General features: G+C 48.2%; 15 protein-coding genes, 2 tRNA genes and 1 riboswitch. Of the genes, 7 read left to right on the top strand and 10 right to left on the bottom strand.

Annotation, left to right across the window (positions count from 1 at the left end; genetic code table 11):
* Window positions 1-7: 7 nt before the first annotated feature.
* The 4 genes from FA954_RS11630 to FA954_RS11645 form a co-directional block, all read right to left on the bottom strand.
* Entirely contained in the window at window positions 8-433 is a 426-nt protein-coding gene (locus tag FA954_RS11630) for a PTS mannitol transporter subunit IIA (RefSeq protein ID WP_037995198.1), read from the bottom strand.
* A gap of 1 nt (window position 434) precedes the next feature.
* Window positions 435-2,558, bottom strand: coding sequence for a BglG family transcription antiterminator (locus FA954_RS11635; RefSeq protein ID WP_037995196.1), 2,124 nt, complete (start codon window positions 2,556-2,558; stop codon window positions 435-437).
* A 60-nt stretch (window positions 2,559-2,618) separates the two neighbouring features.
* Entirely contained in the window at window positions 2,619-4,073 is a 1,455-nt protein-coding gene (locus tag FA954_RS11640; protein WP_037995194.1) for a PTS mannitol transporter subunit IIBC, read from the bottom strand.
* A gap of 206 nt (window positions 4,074-4,279) precedes the next feature.
* The gene (locus FA954_RS11645; protein ID WP_037995193.1) at window positions 4,280-5,569 is read right to left on the bottom strand and encodes a homocysteine synthase; all 1,290 of its coding nucleotides are present in this window, start codon (window positions 5,567-5,569) and stop codon (window positions 4,280-4,282) included.
* A 77-nt stretch (window positions 5,570-5,646) separates the two neighbouring features.
* A riboswitch (SAM riboswitch) is annotated at window positions 5,647-5,759 on the bottom strand.
* Window positions 5,760-6,148: 389 nt separating this feature from the next.
* Here FA954_RS11645 and FA954_RS11650 point away from each other — a divergent pair.
* The 3 genes from FA954_RS11650 to FA954_RS11660 all read left to right on the top strand — a co-directional run bounded on the left by FA954_RS11650 (window position 6,149) and on the right by FA954_RS11660 (window position 7,764).
* Window positions 6,149-6,547, top strand: a complete 399-nt coding sequence (locus tag FA954_RS11650; protein ID WP_037997593.1) for a DUF1259 domain-containing protein — start codon at window positions 6,149-6,151, stop codon at window positions 6,545-6,547.
* A gap of 88 nt (window positions 6,548-6,635) precedes the next feature.
* The gene (locus tag FA954_RS11655; protein ID WP_037997591.1) at window positions 6,636-7,118 is read left to right on the top strand and encodes a TVP38/TMEM64 family protein; all 483 of its coding nucleotides are present in this window, start codon (window positions 6,636-6,638) and stop codon (window positions 7,116-7,118) included.
* A 100-nt stretch (window positions 7,119-7,218) separates the two neighbouring features.
* Window positions 7,219-7,764 (top strand): DJ-1/PfpI family protein, encoded by a 546-nt coding sequence (locus tag FA954_RS11660; RefSeq protein ID WP_037997588.1) that lies wholly within the window; start codon window positions 7,219-7,221, stop codon window positions 7,762-7,764.
* A gap of 41 nt (window positions 7,765-7,805) precedes the next feature.
* On the opposite strand, the gene FA954_RS11665 is transcribed toward FA954_RS11660, so the two are convergent.
* Window positions 7,806-12,119, bottom strand: coding sequence for a PolC-type DNA polymerase III (locus FA954_RS11665; protein ID WP_062842828.1), 4,314 nt, complete (start codon window positions 12,117-12,119; stop codon window positions 7,806-7,808).
* 223 nt (window positions 12,120-12,342) lie between these two features.
* On the opposite strand from FA954_RS11665, the gene exaC reads away from it, so the two are divergent.
* Both exaC and FA954_RS11675 read left to right on the top strand, forming a co-directional pair.
* Entirely contained in the window at window positions 12,343-13,875 is a 1,533-nt protein-coding gene (exaC, locus tag FA954_RS11670; protein ID WP_062842827.1) for an acetaldehyde dehydrogenase ExaC, read from the top strand.
* A gap of 11 nt (window positions 13,876-13,886) precedes the next feature.
* A complete protein-coding gene (locus FA954_RS11675) occupies window positions 13,887-14,252 on the top strand; it encodes a DUF779 domain-containing protein (RefSeq protein WP_037997583.1) in 366 nt (121 codons plus the stop codon).
* A 41-nt stretch (window positions 14,253-14,293) separates the two neighbouring features.
* Here the strand turns inward: FA954_RS11675 and FA954_RS11680 are convergent, their stop codons facing one another.
* On the bottom strand, window positions 14,294-14,854 hold the full coding sequence (locus FA954_RS11680) for a CAP domain-containing protein (protein ID WP_052186866.1): 561 nt from the start codon (window positions 14,852-14,854) through the stop codon (window positions 14,294-14,296).
* Between the two features lie 83 nt (window positions 14,855-14,937).
* Complete coding sequence (locus FA954_RS11685; RefSeq protein ID WP_062842826.1) at window positions 14,938-15,513, bottom strand: hypothetical protein; 576 nt, start codon at window positions 15,511-15,513, stop codon at window positions 14,938-14,940.
* Between the two features lie 509 nt (window positions 15,514-16,022).
* Here FA954_RS11685 and FA954_RS11690 point away from each other — a divergent pair.
* Complete coding sequence (locus tag FA954_RS11690; RefSeq protein WP_037998441.1) at window positions 16,023-16,340, top strand: hypothetical protein; 318 nt, start codon at window positions 16,023-16,025, stop codon at window positions 16,338-16,340.
* Between the two features lie 107 nt (window positions 16,341-16,447).
* Here FA954_RS11690 and FA954_RS11695 read toward each other — a convergent pair.
* The 3 genes from FA954_RS11695 to FA954_RS11705 all read right to left on the bottom strand — a co-directional run bounded on the left by FA954_RS11695 (window position 16,448) and on the right by FA954_RS11705 (window position 16,988).
* Window positions 16,448-16,537, bottom strand: a tRNA-Leu gene (locus FA954_RS11695).
* Window positions 16,538-16,542: 5 nt separating this feature from the next.
* Window positions 16,543-16,628 (bottom strand) — tRNA-Leu (locus tag FA954_RS11700).
* Between the two features lie 117 nt (window positions 16,629-16,745).
* Window positions 16,746-16,988 carry a hypothetical protein gene (locus FA954_RS11705; RefSeq protein WP_037997417.1) on the bottom strand — a complete coding sequence of 81 codons (243 nt, stop codon included), beginning with the start codon at window positions 16,986-16,988 and terminating at the stop codon, window positions 16,746-16,748.
* A gap of 181 nt (window positions 16,989-17,169) precedes the next feature.
* Between FA954_RS11705 and FA954_RS11710 the strand changes: the two genes are divergently transcribed.
* Complete coding sequence (locus tag FA954_RS11710; RefSeq protein ID WP_049719679.1) at window positions 17,170-17,700, top strand: divergent PAP2 family protein; 531 nt, start codon at window positions 17,170-17,172, stop codon at window positions 17,698-17,700.
* Window positions 17,701-17,708 lie beyond the last annotated feature (8 nt).

Below are 17,708 nucleotides of genomic sequence, written 5' to 3' on the forward strand. Positions count from 1 at the left end.
CCACCTCTTAAAAGAATTTCATGATTTCTTCGGCTGTTTCCGCTTGAACAATTTGATGCACGTTTTCCTCCTCGGCAACCACCAGAGCGATCTTGGATAAAATCTCCAAGTGCTCATCGCCTTTTGCGGCAATTCCGATCAAAAGTTTGACGATGTTGCCGTCGCCAAAGTCCACGCCGTCAGGAACCTGTACGATCACAATGCCGGATTCGATAACATTTTCCTTGCCTTCTTCCGTTCCATGGGGAATCGCAACATAATTGCCCATATACGTCGAAGTCAATTTTTCCCTCTCCAGCATGGTATCCACATAAGCCGGTTTGACGTAACCTCTTTCCACCAACAATTGGCCCGTTAAGCGGATCGCTTCCTCTTTGCTGTCCACGCTTGCATTGAAACGGATGTTTTCCGGAGATAAGATCGATGATGCCATGTCAAACACTCCTTGTTTCTTTTAATTTCTCTTCAAAGAATCGTTCAAACCGTTTAGCGAGGTAAGCGGAAATTGCCTGGCGGTCTCCCGACTGAAACAAGGCAATCCCCTCATCATTTTCAATAAACAGGGAACTGATGAAACTCAAGACTTCCAACACCGGACCGGAAACCTTCTCCGGCGCCAACAACAACAGCAACGTATCGGCACGGATGTCCGATTGATCCATGCCCTTCATCACAAACGGCTGCTTCAGAAAACAAACCGTAAAGGAGGGGCGAACCACCTGTTTGCTCCGTGTGTGGAAAAGTGCGAGCCGTGTCCCGGGAATTCCCAATCCCCCTTTTTCCTCCCGCTTTAATAAAGCTTCCACCACCGGCGCCACCCTTTGGATCACCCCTTCATCCCGCAATCGCAAACAGGCTGCTTCCAAGGCTTCCGGGACAGATCCGGCCTCTTCCGCAACAAAACATTGGAACCCTTGGAGGATGGTGGCGATCCCCCCCGAATACTGATGGATCTTTTGCATGTTGGAGACGGTTTGTTCCAGCTTTTGGGAAGGGGCCGGATCCGGACGCCCGGAAGAAGGTTTGAAGCCCTGTCTCTTTTTGCGCCTTTTTTCCCGGATACAGGCCCGGATCTTTTCCACTTCATCGCGGGTCAAAATGGGACTGACCACCAGATAATTCTCTTGGAAATAAGGCAGTTGGATGGTGGAAATGATGAGGTCAAACGCCTCCGGGTCCTCCTGATCGATTTCAAAAACCGACCGGTTGGTCAAATTTTTGATCTCAGGAATCTCCTGCCGGATCCGGGTTTCCAGCATTTTGGATGTGCCAATCCCGCTGGAACAAATAATGAGCGCATGCAAATCCTGATCTTGTTTGTTGAGCAATGCCGAACCGAAATGCATCACGAGGTATCCGATTTCTTCATCCGGAACGGAAACATCAGGGAAGACGGCCGCCATCCCTTTTTTGACGACCGCAAACAAATCCCTGTAATCTTCCATGATTTTGGGCAACATGGGGTTGGTGATTTTCATATTTCGCCGGATGCGGGTGAGGGCCGGCTTCAAATGAGAAATCAGCCCCTGAACCAGTGATGTTTGATCCGACAAGCGGCAATTCAGCTCTTCTTCCACAAACCGGATCAGCTTTTTGGTCCAAAGCAGAACGGGATAATCCTCTTCCTCGATCCGGTATTCCTGATCGTGTCTAAGCCGGGCCCCTTGCAGATGCATGGTGATATAGCCGACTTCCGCTTCGGGGATCGACAGGCGGAACACCGTTTGCAACCGGGCGATCAATTGCCGGGCGAACGCATACTCCGGCGTGTTTTTCAACCGGTTCAGATGAACGGGATCCATTTCAATGTTTTCCCCCTGCATAATGCGTTCGATCGCCAGCGCCAAGTGGACAACCAAACCGATGTAGGCACTGTCCGCAAGAGAATAAGGCAATTGTTTGCTGATTTCTTCAACCACTTTTTCCACCAGGATGAGCTTTCGCTTTTCAACCAACCCCAGCAATCTTCCGGAAAGGGATTCAGACGTTTTTTTTGTCTTGTTTTGAATGTTTTCGCGGATCAGGGATAAGAACTGGACTTCATCAATATTTTCGGCAATCAGGTTGCTCATGGCCCGCCGCTTGGCCGACTCGCTTCCGACAATTTCAACCCCGTATCCGCGTTTTCGAATCAACGACAAATCAAACTTTTCAAGCCCGCTTTCCAGCTTGGTCAGGTCATGGCTGACGGTTGCCATGGTGACGTCCAGTTCACTTGCCAGCGAAATCAGTTTCACGGGTTCTTTTGCTTCCAAAAGCGTGCATAAAATCAGGATTCTCCGTTCTTCCGGCGTATACTCCCGGCGGGATTGCCGAAACAGATCCTGTTTCAATGCCTCCATTTGGCCGGCTGCACCGGACAGCTGAATGCCGACTCCCGGCTTTTTGACCAGTTCCAGGTCATACTTTTGAAGCAATTGTTCAATCCCTTTCAAATCCCGGTGGATGGTGCGGACACTGACATCCAGTTCTTCCGCCAGTTGCTTCGTGGTCAAATTATCCACCCGGGTGGATAACAAACGTTTTAAAATCAACCTTTCCCTTGCAGTGATATACATCTTGTCCACTCCATTAAAACGACATCGCCCGGAAAGCTTCGGACAAGCCGTGCTTTCCCGTTATTCTTTGGCCTTTTTCAATTCTTCCACGAGTTCATCGTATTTCGGACTGCTCAAAAAGTTGTCCACGGAAATATGATGAGCATGGGGGACCTTGGCTTTGGCCCGGTCCGTCAGGTCTTTGTGTGTCACCACAATGTCGGCATCATCCGGCAGGTTGTTGATCGATGTGTTGGTCACAGACAGATCCAAGCCTGCTTTTTGCACTTTGTTTCTCAAAATGGATGCCCCCATGGCGCTGGAGCCCATTCCTGCATCACAGGCAAAAATAATTTTTTTCACTTTGCCGTACTCAACCGTCTCGGCTTTCGGCTCTTCGTCTGCCGGTTTTTCTTCTTTTTTCAGCAGCTCGGCCGCTCTGCCTTCTTTCCCTTTTAATTCACTGGTTTTTTCAACAGCTTTGTCCAAGTCTTCACCGCTTTGTTTGGATGTTTTCAAAATCAACGATGCGATAAGGAAAGAAACAAGCGTCGCCGCGATGACTCCCGCCAAAACACCGACATAGTTCCCTTTCGGCGTCATGGCCACCAAGGTGAAAATGCTTCCCGGTGACGGCACTGCGATCAATCCGGCGCCGGTCATCAAGAAGGTGAAGACGCCGGTGGCTCCGCCGGCAATGGCCGCAACCAAAAGGAAGGGTTTCATCAAAATATAAGGGAAATAAATTTCATGAATTCCCCCGAAGAAATGAATGATTGCCGCACCCGGCGCGGATTGTCTGGCCGTTCCTTTGCCAAACAACATATAAGCAAGCAAAATTCCAAGTCCGGGACCCGGGTTGGTTTCCAACAAGAACAAGATCGATTTTCCGGACTCAGTTACTTGTTCAATCCCGATCGGACTTAAAATTCCATGGTTAATGGCATTATTCAAAAACAGGACTTTTGCCGGCTCCACAAACAAACTGGCAAGCGGCAACAAATGCGCATCGATGATGGCTTGAACCCCCGCCGCCAGTGTGCTGTTCAACAACAATACCACCGGGCCGATGGCTTTATAGCCGAGGATGGTTAAAATTCCTGCGATGATCCCGGCGGAAAAGTTGTTCACAAGCATTTCAAACCCTTGTTTCACTTTTCCTTCGACCAATTGATCCCATTTTTTGATGCAATAACCGCCAAGCGGTCCCATCACCATCGCTCCCAAAAACATGGGAATACCGGATCCGACGATGACGCCCATGGTGGCCGTGGCTCCCACCACACCTCCTCTGACATCGTAGATCATTTTTCCGGCGGTGTATCCGATTAAAACCGGAAGCAGATATTGGATCATGGGGTCGACCAGTTTGGCCAAATCCTCATTCGGGAACCATCCGGAAGGAATAAATAAAGCCGTGATCAATCCCCAGGCAATGAAGGCGCCGATATTAGGCATAATCATTCCGCTTAAAAAACTCCCGAAACGTTGTACCTTCATTTTGACTCCGGGATTTGCCTGACCCGATTCCGCCATGTTCCTCTCTCCTTTCTCTTTTGGGAATATATATTTATATTTTGTGAACATCTCGTTACTTTTATCATAAGACGGCGATCCAAGCTGGTTCAATTTATAGAAAATCCTATTTTGTCCTCCTAATTGTTGACATTATTAAAATAAACAAAACCCCTTTCCATAAAAAATAGAAAGGGGTTGACGGGTGAAGGGATTCGATTTAACAGTTATAGCTGGCTTTTTCTCAAGGCCTGATCCAGATCGGCAATAATATCATCCACCGACTCAATTCCAACGGACAAACGGACCAGATCCGGAGTCACTCCTGCGCTTCTTTGCGCTTCTTCCGTCAATTGTTGGTGCGTGGTGCTGGCCGGGTGGATCACCAGGGACTTGGAATCGCCGACATTGGCCAGATGTGAAAAGAGTTCCAGGCTTTCAATGAACTTCTTGCCGGCTTCCAATCCGCCTTTGATGCCGAAAGTAAAAATCGCCCCTTGGCCTTTGGGGAGATATTTTTGAGCCAGTTCATAAGACCGGTGGTTCGGAAGCCCCGGGTGATTGACCCATTCAACCGACTCATGTTTTTCCAGATATTTTGCAACTTCCAGTGAATTCTCACTGTGCCGTTCCATCCGCAGATGCAATGTTTCCAACCCTTGCAACAACAAAAAGGCGTTAAACGGGGAAATCGCCGCTCCGGTGTCACGCAAAAGCTGCACCCGCGCTTTGGTGATGTATGCAAGCGGTCCGAGCGCTTCGCTGTACACCACTCCGTGATAACTCGGATCGGGCTCCGTGAAATCCGGGAACTTGCCGTTGGTCCAGTCAAATTTTCCGGAATCCACAATAACTCCGCCGATGCTGTTTCCATGTCCCCCGATGAATTTGGTGGCCGAGTGAACGACAATGTCGGCCCCGTGCTCAAAAGGACGGCACAAATACGGGGAAGCAAAAGTATTGTCCACAATAAGCGGAATTCCGTGGTCGTGAGCCACTTTCGAAACCGCTTCAAAATCCAGCACATCCAATTGGGGATTTCCGATGGTTTCGGCAAAAATGGCTTTGGTCCGGTCGGTGATCGCTTTCCGGAAGTTTTCCGGATCCGATTGATCCACAAATTTCACGCGAATCCCTATTTTGGGAAGAGTATGGTAAAAGAGATTATAAGTTCCTCCATATAACGCACTGGAAGCGACGATTTCATCTCCGGCTTTGGCAATGTTCAAAATGGCATAAGTGATGGCTGCCTGCCCGGAGCTGGTTGCCAACGCTCCGACTCCGCCTTCCAGTTCCGCCACCCGTTTTTCAAAAACATCCTGGGTGGGATTCATGATGCGGGTATAAATATTTCCCGTTTCTTTCAACGCGAACAAATTGGCAGCATGTTCCGTATTGTCAAACACATAAGAGGTCGTTTGGTAAATCGGCACGGCTCTCGATTTCGTGACCGGGTCCGGCACCTGTCCTCCGTGTACGGCAATGGTTTCGCTTCGATAGTTCGTGGATTCACTCATTGGCCTTTTTCCCCCTTTTGTTGTAAAAAAGCCTCTTCTCTGATCCAGAGAAGAGGCTTGATCACTCATCGAAGTCTCTCCTATCTTCTAGAAATCCCAAAGGATTTCTACAGGAATTGGCACCTTCCGGATCTTTATCCGGGGTTGCCGGGCGTCATTGGGCCAGTCCCTCAGCCTCTCTGGATAAGAGCAAAATCTGATAAGAATAGTATTATTTTATTGAATTGACTCTATTATAATGACTGGAAAGGACCATCGTCAATGATTTTTCTCAAAAAACCCATTAAAAAACCAGGGCAATTGCCCTGGCCAGATATAAACCCGGTTCGAATGGGGATTCGAAGAGATTTAATCGGGAGTCCATCTGATGATTTATTCGGACGGTCTTCCTAAATTATGGTCTTTTTGTACGAAAAAAGTTTTTTTGTCACGGATTATTCAATTTTTAAGACAAAAAAACAACCTCTTTTCCAAAACGCCTCTTTTTGCATTTAAGCTTTCATTCCTTGGGTACTGGCCCTTTCGTCCGGATCCTTCATACATATGTTATAGCGATTTGAAAAACGCGGAGGTGATTTTATGTCAGCGCTTGAGCGCTTATGCCGTCAATTCGCACGAATTGTCAACGGCCAGCCAAGCACCATAAACGGGGTTTGTTTTATTCAAAAATTCCGGAACATCCCCGTCACCATTTTGGGGAAACGGTCCCGTTCTCCGCTGGTTCTTCCCACCTTCTTCAGTTTTGAAAGCCTTGACCGCCAAGGCCGCGCGCTCAATTTGGGAGAAACGGTGATTTTACAAAGAGAGATTAATCCGTTCATCTCCGAATTGCGTAAACGGGGAATTATTGTAACCGCTCTTCACAACCACTGGTTGTTTGAAAACCCCCGTTTATTTTACATTCATTTTGAATCCGTCGAAAATCCGATCACTTTTGCCAGAAAAGTTGCCGCCGCCTTGAGGGTATTGAAAAGATGATGATTTCTTTAAAAACCACCCGGAAGCCGGGTGGTTTTTAAAAACTCCCGGTATAATAAACTTAATCTGAAGCAAGGGAGAACGTTGCATGGAAGAAATGTGGAGAAACATTTTGCTGGAACTCGGCATTTGGGCCATTCCAGTCAGCCTTTTGATCAATACGCTCGTCAACCTGACCGGCTTTCTCCCCTCGATCTTTATGACGGCAACAAACGTCTGGCTTTGGGGAGCTTGGTGGGGCGGGGTCCTGTCCTGGACCGCGGAAGTTTTGGGAGCTATGCTTGCCTTTGTGCTTTATCAGCGGGGCGTGCGCATGCTTCCCCGAAAATACCGAAACCGCTGGCATTGGCTGGAGTCCATCCATGCACAGCCGCAATGGCGGCAATGGACCCTGCTTGTTACTGCCCGGCTGGTGCCCTGGATTCCGACAGGGGCCGTAAACCTTTTTGCCGTATGGGCAGAAACCCGCTTTTTCATCTTCTCAAGTTCCACCGCCTTGGGCAAAATTCCATCCATCGCCTTGGAAACCGGAGCCGGGTATGGGTTCATCCAATGGATTCAACTTTTTTAAGGGAAAGAAAAATTTTTACATACAGATCCTTTTGGGTTAAAATAAATAATGTACGAGAAAATAGTAAGTAACTTGTAATAACAAGATGGAGGGATTTTTTATGGCAAAAGTGTTGATTTTGACCGGTGATGCCGTGGAAGCCCTGGAGATTTTCTATCCCTATTACCGGTTGCTGGAAGAAGGACACGAGGTCACCATCGCGTCCCCGAATAAAAAGAAATTGCAAACGGTTTGCCATGATTTTGTGGACATGGAAACATTCACGGAAAAACTGGCATACGGCATTGACTCCCATGCATCATTTTCCGAAATCAATCCGGCTGATTATGACGGCTTGATCATTCCCGGGGGACGGGCTCCGGAATACATCCGCATGGAAAAAGAAATCCCTGCACTGGTCAGCCATTTCTTCGAAAACAACAAACCGGTGGGGGCCATTTGCCATGCCGCACTGGTGTTCAGCGTGATTCCGGAATCCGTCAAAAACCGTTCGATGACGGCATTCACCACTTGCAAACCGGAAGTGGAAAGCGCAGGAGCAGAGTACGTCAACAAAGAGCTTCATGTGGACAACAACTTGGTATCGGCTCATGCTTGGCCGGATCTCCCCGGATTTATGCGGGAGTTTTTAAAGAAATTAAAATAATTTTGATCAAAAAAGGAGCCGGTTTTTCCCCGGCTCCTTTTTTAAAACAAAGCCAACTGGTTGCTTTCCGGAAGCCCCTTCAAACAACCCAGCCGCTCCAGCACTTCGATCACCGTGCTGGACAAACGGGCCCGCTTTTGCAAATCCTCAATCGACAAAAACTCTCCTTGCTCCCGGGCTTGGACGATGTTTTGCGCCGCACTCTCCCCGACTCCGGAAATCGAAGCAAAGGGAGGGATGAGGCGTTTTTGGTCATCCAGCCAAAACTTGACGGCATCCGACTGGTACAAGTCCACGGGCGCAAATTCAATTCCCCGTGCATACATTTCCATCACCAATTCCAAGGTGGCCGCCATGGCTTTGTCTTTCGCCGATGCCTGGAAGCCCATCTCGTTGATCTCGTTCAGTTTCCGTTTGACCGCATCATATCCTTTTAAAACCAGCTCAATGTCAAATTCATTGACGCGGGTGCTGAACAATGCCGCATAAAAAGCTTCCGGATGATACACTTTAAACCACCCGATGCGGACCGCCGCCGTCACATAGGCCGCGGCATGCGCACGCGGGAACATGTATTTGATCTTCCGGCAGCATTCAATGTACCAATCCGGCACGCCATGCTCTTTCATCAAGGCTTCCTCTTCTTCAGTAACCCCTTTTCCTTTTCTCACTTTTTCCATGATCTTAAACGCCGCTTTGGACGGCAATCCCATGCGGATCAGATACAACATGATATCATCACGGCAACAGATGGCCTCCGAAATCGTACAAACGCCGTCATTGATCAAATCCTGCACATTGCCCTGCCAGACGTCCGTCCCGTGCGACAGCCCGGACACACGAACCAATTCACTGAAACAACTGGGTTTGGCATCTTGCAAAATCCCACGCGCAAAATAGGTTCCAAATTCCGGAATCCCCAACGTGCCATGTTCAATTCCGTTAATGTCTTCGGGCCGGACACCGATGCTTTTGGTGCTGCGGAACAGTTCAATCACCTTGGGATCCCCGAGCGGAACCTTGGTGGGATCCACACCGGTCAGTTTATGCAACAGACGCTGGATGGTGGGTCCCGTATGCCCGAGCAAATCCAGCTTCAAAATCTTCCCGGAGATGGCTTTGTAATCAAAGTGGGTCGTGATCACCCCGGATTTGGTGTCATCCGCCGGGTGCTGAATGGGCGTGAAATCATAGACTTCCCGTTCCTGCGGCACCACCATCAACCCTCCGGGATGTTGCCCGGTGGACCTTTTCACCCCGACGCAACCTTGCGCCAGGCGCTCAATTTCGGCACGCCGCAAATTCAAATTATGTTGTTCCGCATACTTTTTCACATAACCAAACGCGGTCTTTTCTTTCACCGTGTTGATGCTTCCCGCACGATAAATGTACTCTTTCCCAAAAAGTTCCTCGGTGTACTGGTGCGAGCGCAATTGATATTCTCCGTCAAAGTTCAAATCGATATCGGGCGCTTTGTCCCCTTCAAAGCCAAGAAACGTCTCAAACGGGATGTCATGCCCGTCTTTCCACAGATCTTCCCCGCACCGGGGACATTTTTTGTCAGGCAGGTCAAATCCGCTTTCATAAGAACCGTCGGTAATAAACTCGCTGTACTTGCACTTTTTGCAACGATAATGGGGAGGCAACGGATTCACTTCGGAAATATAGCTCAAACAAGCAACGACCGAAGAACCGACCGATCCCCGGGAACCGACCAAGTATCCGTCTTCCAGCGATTTGCTGACGATTTTTTGTGAAATCATGTACAGCACACTGAATCCGTGTTTGATAATGGAGTTCAATTCCCGTTCCAACCGGTTCTTCACGATTTCCGGCAACTCTTCCCCGTACCATTCGTGAGCCGTTTGGTAACAAATCCTTTTTAACTCTTCTTCGGCTCCTTCCAAATGGGGCGTGTACGTTTCATCCGGGAACGGCTTGACCACTTCAATCTGCTCCGCAATCGCCCGGGGATGATCCACCACCACTTCTTTGCATTTTTTCTCGCCCAAATATTGAAATTCCCGCAACATCTCGTCCGTCGTCCGAAAATGCGCTTTCGGCAAAGGCCCTTGCGGTTTCGCGCCGGTTTGGTTTGCGGCGATGATTTCGCGGAAGATGGCATCCTGTTCATCCAAATAATGGGCGTTAGAAGTGGCAACCACCGGTTTGCCCAGCTTCTCACCGATCTCGACAATCAATTGATTCGCTTGCCGCAACCGCTCTTCATTTTCCACCAAGCCTTTTTCCACCAGATGCATGTTGTACTCCACCGGTTGGATTTCCAAGTAATCATAAAAACGCGCGATTTCTTCCACTTCGGAAGGCGACTTGTTTAACGCCGCTTCATATAATTCTCCGCGTTCACAGCCCGATCCGACCAAAAGGCCGTTCCGGTGCTTGACGAGTTCGCTGCGGGGAATGCGCGGCACCCGGTAAAAATATTTTAAATGGGACATCGAGATAAGCTTGTACAGGTTTTTCATCCCTTCCTGGTTTTGCACAAGCAAAATGGCATGGAAAGGGCGAACCCTTTTTAAATCCCGTTCCCCCCGGTTTTCATTCAACATGTGCAAATGGGTGATCTTCTTTTTCTCAACCGCGATTTGCAACATTTTCCACATCACATGGCCGGTGGCTTCCGCATCATAGATCGCCCGGTGGTGCTGTTCCAGTTTGATACCGAGCTTATCCGACAGTGTGTTCAAGCGGTGGTTCCGCATCTCGGGGAATAACATCCGTGCCAGTTCCAGGGTGTCCAGCACCGGATTTTTCACCGGCTCCTTGCCGATCCGTTTCACCGCTTCCTGCAAAAATCCCATGTCAAATCGCGCATTGTGCGCCACCAGTACGGTTCCTTCGATAAACTCAAGAAAATCCGCCACCACATCATCCACTTCCGGTGCGTCTTTCAACATGTCGTCGGTGATATGCGTCAGCTCGACAATATGTTTGGACAACGGGCGGTGAGGGTTGGCAAAGGAGGAAAATTTATCGATGATTTTTCCGTCTTTCATCTTGACTGCTGCCAGTTCGATAATGACATCGTGAACGGCGGACAACCCGGTGGTCTCCACGTCGAAGACGACATATGTACCCTCGAGCAAATCCATCTCAGCTTCATTCATCACAATGGGAATGCCATCGTCAACGATATTGGCTTCCACTCCGTAAATCACTTTGATGCCATGTTCGCCGGCCGCTTTGTATGCTTCCGGATAGGCTTGCGCAACGGCATGGTCGGTAATCGCCACGGCGGGATGACCCCATTCCGCCGCTCTTTGAATCATTTTCCCCGCACTGGCAATCCCGTCCATCGCCGACATGGAAGTGTGCAAATGAAGCTCAACCCGTTTTTCTGCCGCCGTATCCCGGCGCGCAAACGAATCGGGTTCGGTTTCTTCCAAGCTGTTCACCATCACGACCAGTTCGCGGGAAAACGTGTCATATTGAACACTTCCGCGCACTTTTAACCAATCACCGTCACGGATCATGGCCAAAACGGCGGCTTGCTCCTTGTCACGGGCAAACACTTTGCACGAAATGGAATCAGTAAAGTCGGTCAAATTGAAGGTTAACAACTTCCGACCGCTTTTTAACTCTTTCAACTCGCTTTTAAACACTTTGCCTTTGATGACCACATTCCGCTCTTCTTCGACAATGTCTTTGATTTTCACCGGTTCTCCCTTGATGCTGTAGCCCAATTTTTTGCTTACAACCGGTTCCTCCGGATGCCCGCTCTTTTCTTTCTGTTTCTTGGCCCGCTCTTTTTGTTCGGCCAACGCTTTTTGCATCAAGGTCTTTTCCTCTTGGATTTTCTGCTCGCGGAATTGTTCGGCGGCCTGCTCCGGTTCGGTTTCTTTTGCTGATAAAATGACGGGGAGTTTGGTTCCGGTGATGCGTTCGTAATACTTCATGATGTAGCGGTCTGTTTCCCGTTGTTTGGCCATTTTCAAAACAGCCGGGTTGGGGAAGATGACAACGATCCGGTCCCCTTCCACCTGCCATTCAGCCTGTCCGAACCAAGTGGCGGCGGCGGGTGTGACCTGTTCTTGCAAACATTTTTGGATAAAATATTTATATTTTTGCAAAACGATTTCATGTTGCAAGCGGTCGTAGGTAAAGTACATATTCACCCGGACCCACGGCTGAAAATGTTTTTTCACGCGCATCTGAAAATCCTGCCATAACTCCGCATTCATCGGCTCCACCAAATGAAGGTGAATATTCCATGTTCTGTCTTGGAGACGGACTTGCACCTCTTTAATCACACCATCCCGAAAGGCATGATTCAGCCATTCTTCCGGCAATTCGGCTTCATGGAACAGGTTAACCAGTGCTTGCCTCCCCTTCATTGCTAAAGACCTCCAAATACTTGGTTTCTCTTCCCATACCACATCGGAATGATTCGAGTCATTTACTTATTGTATCGAACATATACAAAGAGAGAAAGAGGCGATTTTTGTAAGGCCGTTTTAAAAGGATAAAACCCTGCGGTCAGGCAGGAATCAAACCATCTTTCAAGAAATTTATATATGGAACATTTATATTTTTCGAAAAAATAAGGAGGATGAGGCCATGAGCGTCAAACTTTCCGGTTACAAAGCCCCCAACACGGAAGGCAGCCTGCTTCACTTTAAACCCCGTTATGAAAACTTTATCGGCGGCGAGTGGGTTCCTCCGGTAAACGGCGAGTATTTTGACAATCCGTCACCGGTCGACGGCAAGGTGTTTACCAAAGTTCCGCGTTCACAAAAAGAAGATATCGAACTGGCTTTGGACAAAGCGCACCAAGCCAGGGAAAAATGGGCCAACACCCCGCCTGCCAAGCGAAGCAAAATCCTCCTTGAAATTGCCGACCGGATTGAAGCCAACAAAGAAAAACTGGCACTTTCGGAAACATGGGACAACGGAAAACCCATCCGTGAAGCACTGGCGGCAGACATCCCGCTTGCCGTTGACCATTTCCGGTATTTCGCCGGCGTCATCCGCGGAGAAGAAGGCAGCGTTTCCGAAATTGACGCCAAAACGCTTTCGGTTCACATCAAGGAACCGATCGGTGTGGTCGGACAAATCATCCCTTGGAACTTCCCCTTGTTGATGGCCGCATGGAAACTGGCACCGGCACTGGCGGCAGGAAACTGTGTCGTACTGAAACCTGCTGAACAAACGCCTGTCACCGTCCTGTTATTTGCCGAGATCATTCAAGATTTGCTTCCTCCCGGCGTCCTCAATATTGTAAACGGTTTCGGACCCGAGGCCGGCCAGGCGCTCGCCACCTCTCCGCGTATCGGAAAAATCGCTTTCACCGGCGAAACAACCACGGGCCGGTTGATTATGCAATATGCTTCTGAAAACATCATTCCGGTCACGCTGGAGTTGGGCGGAAAATCCCCCAATATTTTTACGGAAAGCGTCATGCGGCAAGATGACAGCTTCTTGGAAAAAGCCATCGAAGGATTTACCATGTTCGCGTTAAACCAGGGGGAAGTCTGCACCTGTCCGTCCCGTGCCCTGATCCAGGAATCGATCTATGAAGAATTCATGGATCGGGCCCTCGAGCGGGTGCGCAAAATTAAAATGGGGGATCCCTTGCATCCGGAAACGATGATGGGGGCGCAAGCTTCTTCGGATCAATTCCAAAAAATCCTAAGCTATCTCGAATTGGGGCGTGAAGAGGGAGCGCAATGCCTGACCGGCGGAAAACCGTATGACAATCCGAAATATCCGGACGGCTTTTATATTGAGCCGACCGTCTTTGTCGGAAACAACAAAATGCGCATTTTCCAAGAAGAGATTTTCGGGCCGGTTGTCTCCGTCACCACATTTAAAGATGAACAGGAACTGTTGGAAATCGCCAATGACACGCTCTATGGCTTGGGAGCCGGATTGTGGACCCGAGACGTTCATCAAGCTTACCAGATCGCCCGGAAAATTGAAGCCGGCCGCGTGTGGGTGAACTGTTACCATGTCTACCCTGCACATGCTGCCTTTGGCGGATACAAACAATCCGGGATCGGGCGGGAAACCCACAAAATGATGCTGGAACACTACCAGCAAACCAAAAACATGCTGATTTCCTACGATCAAAACCCCACCGGATTGTTTTAAGGTGAACACGGATGAAAAAAGTGGAGCGGGTGTCTGTGACCGAAGAAGCAGCCAAAGTGATTGAGGCTTTGCGAAAAGAACATGGCGATTTAATGTTTCACCAAAGCGGTGGTTGTTGTGACGGATCTTCTCCAATGTGTTTCAAAGCGGGAACATTCCGGGTCGGAGCCAACGATATTTACCTCGGGGATGTGGCCGGTTGCCCTTTTTATATGTCACGGGCCCAATATGAATACTGGAAACACACCCACCTGACCATCGATGTCACCAAAGGCCGCGGAGCGTCTTTCTCCTTGGAAATCCCGCTCGGGATCCGGTTTATCATTCGTTCCCGTTTGTTTACCGAAGAAGAGCAAAAACAATTGGGATTCCTTTAAACGAAAACCCCCTGCCCATGCAGGGGGTTCACTTCGCCTCTTTATTTTTGAATAAACAATTGTGTCCAATAAGTGCCGTAATCTCCACCTTGAACATAACCGATTCCAATATGGGTAAAATCAGGATTCAAGATATTGGCCCGGTGTCCTTCACTGTTCATCCAGCCGTCCATCACTTCTTCCGCCGTTTTTTGTCCCGCCGCAATATTTTCTCCGGCCGCTTTAAAATCAATGCCTTGTTGTTTCATCATTTCAAAAGGAGAACCATAAGTCGGGGATTGATGGTCAAAATAGTGATGATCCCTCATGTCCTTGGATTTCATGTCCGCTGCTCCGGAAACCGCGGCATCCAGTTGCAACGGGTTCAAGCCGTGCTTCTCCCGTTCCTGATTCACCAAGGCCAAAACCTCTTTTTCAATGGGAAGGATCTCTGCATCTTGATCATCGGTTGCCGCCGCAGAAGACGGTTGCGTTTCACTTACTGCCTCCTGTTGTTGCGGTGTCACCTTTGGATCGGCTTGATTTTGGATTTCCAAAAACCCCAAACCGGAAACAGTGGACAACAGTGCCGTCAATCCGGCAAGAATCAATTGAAAACTCATGCTACATCCCCTTTCCCTTCAACTTGCTTCACAGTCTAACATAAATCCGAAGCAATAAAATTGTAGAATATTGGAAAGGAGTTTCATTTCCGTTTCATCAATGCATCAAACCGGTGCGAACTCAATTCTTGTTCAGGAGTGATCAGCATGTTCAGGCTGATGGGGTATTCCCGGTCCTGATGTTCCACTTGCACGGCAATGTGGGCATCTTGCACTTTCCACAATGCCATCCGGATGCTGACATACTGGTCACGCGGAAATTGCGGATCCCCAAATTCCCCATAAAAAAAAGGAGCTCCCCAATTGGTTGACAAAAAGCGCACAACAACGTCCAAACTCCTCAACATTTCCATGGTTAATTCGTTCATCCGGTCTTCACTTTGATCCTTCAGGATCTCATCCATTTCCCGGTATGTATCAATATCCAGCCATACAGATTGAATGCGCCCTTCCTTTTTTTCCAAAAGAATACGGGGATATCCGTCCAAATGATTGCAAAAACACACACCTTCTTCCTTTTCCCACATCATGCGATAATCCAAGAGTTCGGCAAGTACTGAAAATGAATGAACCATTTGCTCCTTATCCCAATCAAATTGAATACTTGGCAAATAGGAAGCAATCATTTGTAACTGGCGATGATGTTGTTCATTTAACATGATCCGGCTTCACCCTGTTTTCTAGTGTTCAAAAATCAAGAACCTATATATTTTAATTCAAAAACAATCATACAAAGATTATAATTATTTTTATATTAATTGATCAAGTATGGATCTACTACCTTTCTTTTCTTCAAACAAAGGTGATTTCAACCGGATCCATACCAGCCCGCCTGACGGGGAAAAACGCAATCATCCCGGGCGCCGGGACACACAAGGGAGGGATGGGAAAGAAACGGGAAACCAACAGGAGCGGATAAAAACCACAAGCAAATGCGAAACATTCAAATATTGAGATATTAAAAAGAAAAAATGGCAGATAAAATATCGGAGATTTGTTCTTCCTGATCATTTGAAACCTGTTTTTTCCGTTTCCGGCTTCAGTCGCCAGGCACCCCCGGTCAAAATTTTCGAATGTTTGCGGATACGATGGAGCGGCAGGATTTTCCGGCCGTACGACGTATAAAAAAAGCAGGTCTTTGATTTGTCACCCGTGGAGGTGGTACAACATGTCACGTCAATTTACCATCAAAGGATGGTTATATGAACATATCACTTTGACGTGGAAAGAAGGAGAATTATTCAGCGACTGCCCCGAAGTCTTGGAAGTGATTCAAAAAAGAATTGAGGAACTGGAAGAGTTAAAAGCGTTTATCTTCTGTCCCGACACAAAACGTTTTTTTACCGAAAACTATCTGGAAAAGCCTTACTCCGCCTATTTGGTGTTAAAACATGTATTGGAGGAAGTTTATGAACTTCCGGACAAAGAAGAGGTCCTGCGGTTGGAAGACCAATCTTCTTCATCCACTCCTCTTCTCAGTTCATAACATGAAAGATGCCCCGCTGTTCACGGGGCATCTTTCATTACCGGTCAAACCACGCAAAAAGCTCCGCTTGTTCAAGCGGAGCTTTTTTAACGGGCCGATTCACACTTTGGTGCTGAGGGTCGGACTCGAACCGACACGGTGGTACACCCACCGCAGGATTTTAAGTCCTGTGCGTCTGCCAATTCCGCCACCCCAGCATGCTTGGTGCCGAAGGTGGGAGTCGAACCCACACTCCATAAAGGAACACGATTTTGAGTCGTGCGCGTCTGCCAATTCCGCCACTTCGGCTTGAGATGAAAATTCATTATCGAATCGACAAAAAATATCATATCAGCAACAAGAATAAATGTCAACGATTTTTTTAAAACAGGTAAAAACAAAGAACCGGTTAAAAACCAGTCATCATCAGCTTTTATGGGAGCTTTTCATCTTGAAAAAAACTTTTTCCAATTTTTTGCGTGCCAAAGCAAGTTCATGAAGGACGGCTTCTTCCGTCATCCACTCAGATAATGTCCCGGACCATCCGCAGGACGGACACACCATTTTCTCTTCGAGCGGCTCCGAATGTAATGTTTTAAACTGTTCCCGGCACTCCCGGCATTGCAAACGATGGCTGACTGGCAACGGATCCGGTAAATAGTCCCTCATAAAAAAACTCCTTAATGAAACGTTTTTTGGAGACAATAAATGAAGTGCGTTTTTCATTTTTCATATTAATCCTTCGAAAAACACTCAGGCTTTTCCTGCAACAATTTGCCAAGAATCATTTAAAAATCGTCTCTTAATGAGATATAATAAAATAGTTTCACAAAGGATTCGGAAACAACGCATGGATAAAATAGAACCGACACCGAACGGAAAGGATGACCAGGCATTGATACCGGCTGAACTTATGGCCAATTTTCCTCTTTGGGCATCTCTCGCTGCCATTATCTTGGCACAACTGTTAAAAGTCCCTTGGAATTTTTTTATCACGCATCATTGGGATTGGAACTGGATGGTCAGCTCCGGGGGCATGCCCAGCTCACACACTTCCGCTGTGACCGCGCTGGCAACCTCCCTGGGAATCACGGAAGGATGGGATTCTTCCGCCTTTGCCATTGCAACTGTCATTGGAATCATTGTGATGTACGATGCCACCGGTGTCCGCCGACAGGCCGGCATGCATGCCCAGGCTCTCAACCAGTTGGCTGACGACTTCGCATTACTGTTGAAGGAACTCAGGAACATCAAAGAAAAGCCGACCTCGGAAACGCGGATCCGCTTGAAAGAAATCCTGGGCCACCAACCCATCGAAGTCTTTACCGGTGCCTGGTTAGGCATATTGGTTTCTGTTGCGATGTACTTTCTCTGGTATTAAGTGAAGCG

It is taken from the genome of Thermoactinomyces vulgaris, assembly GCF_005886755.1.
Taxonomy (GTDB): Bacteria; Bacillota; Bacilli; order Thermoactinomycetales; family Thermoactinomycetaceae; genus Thermoactinomyces; species Thermoactinomyces vulgaris.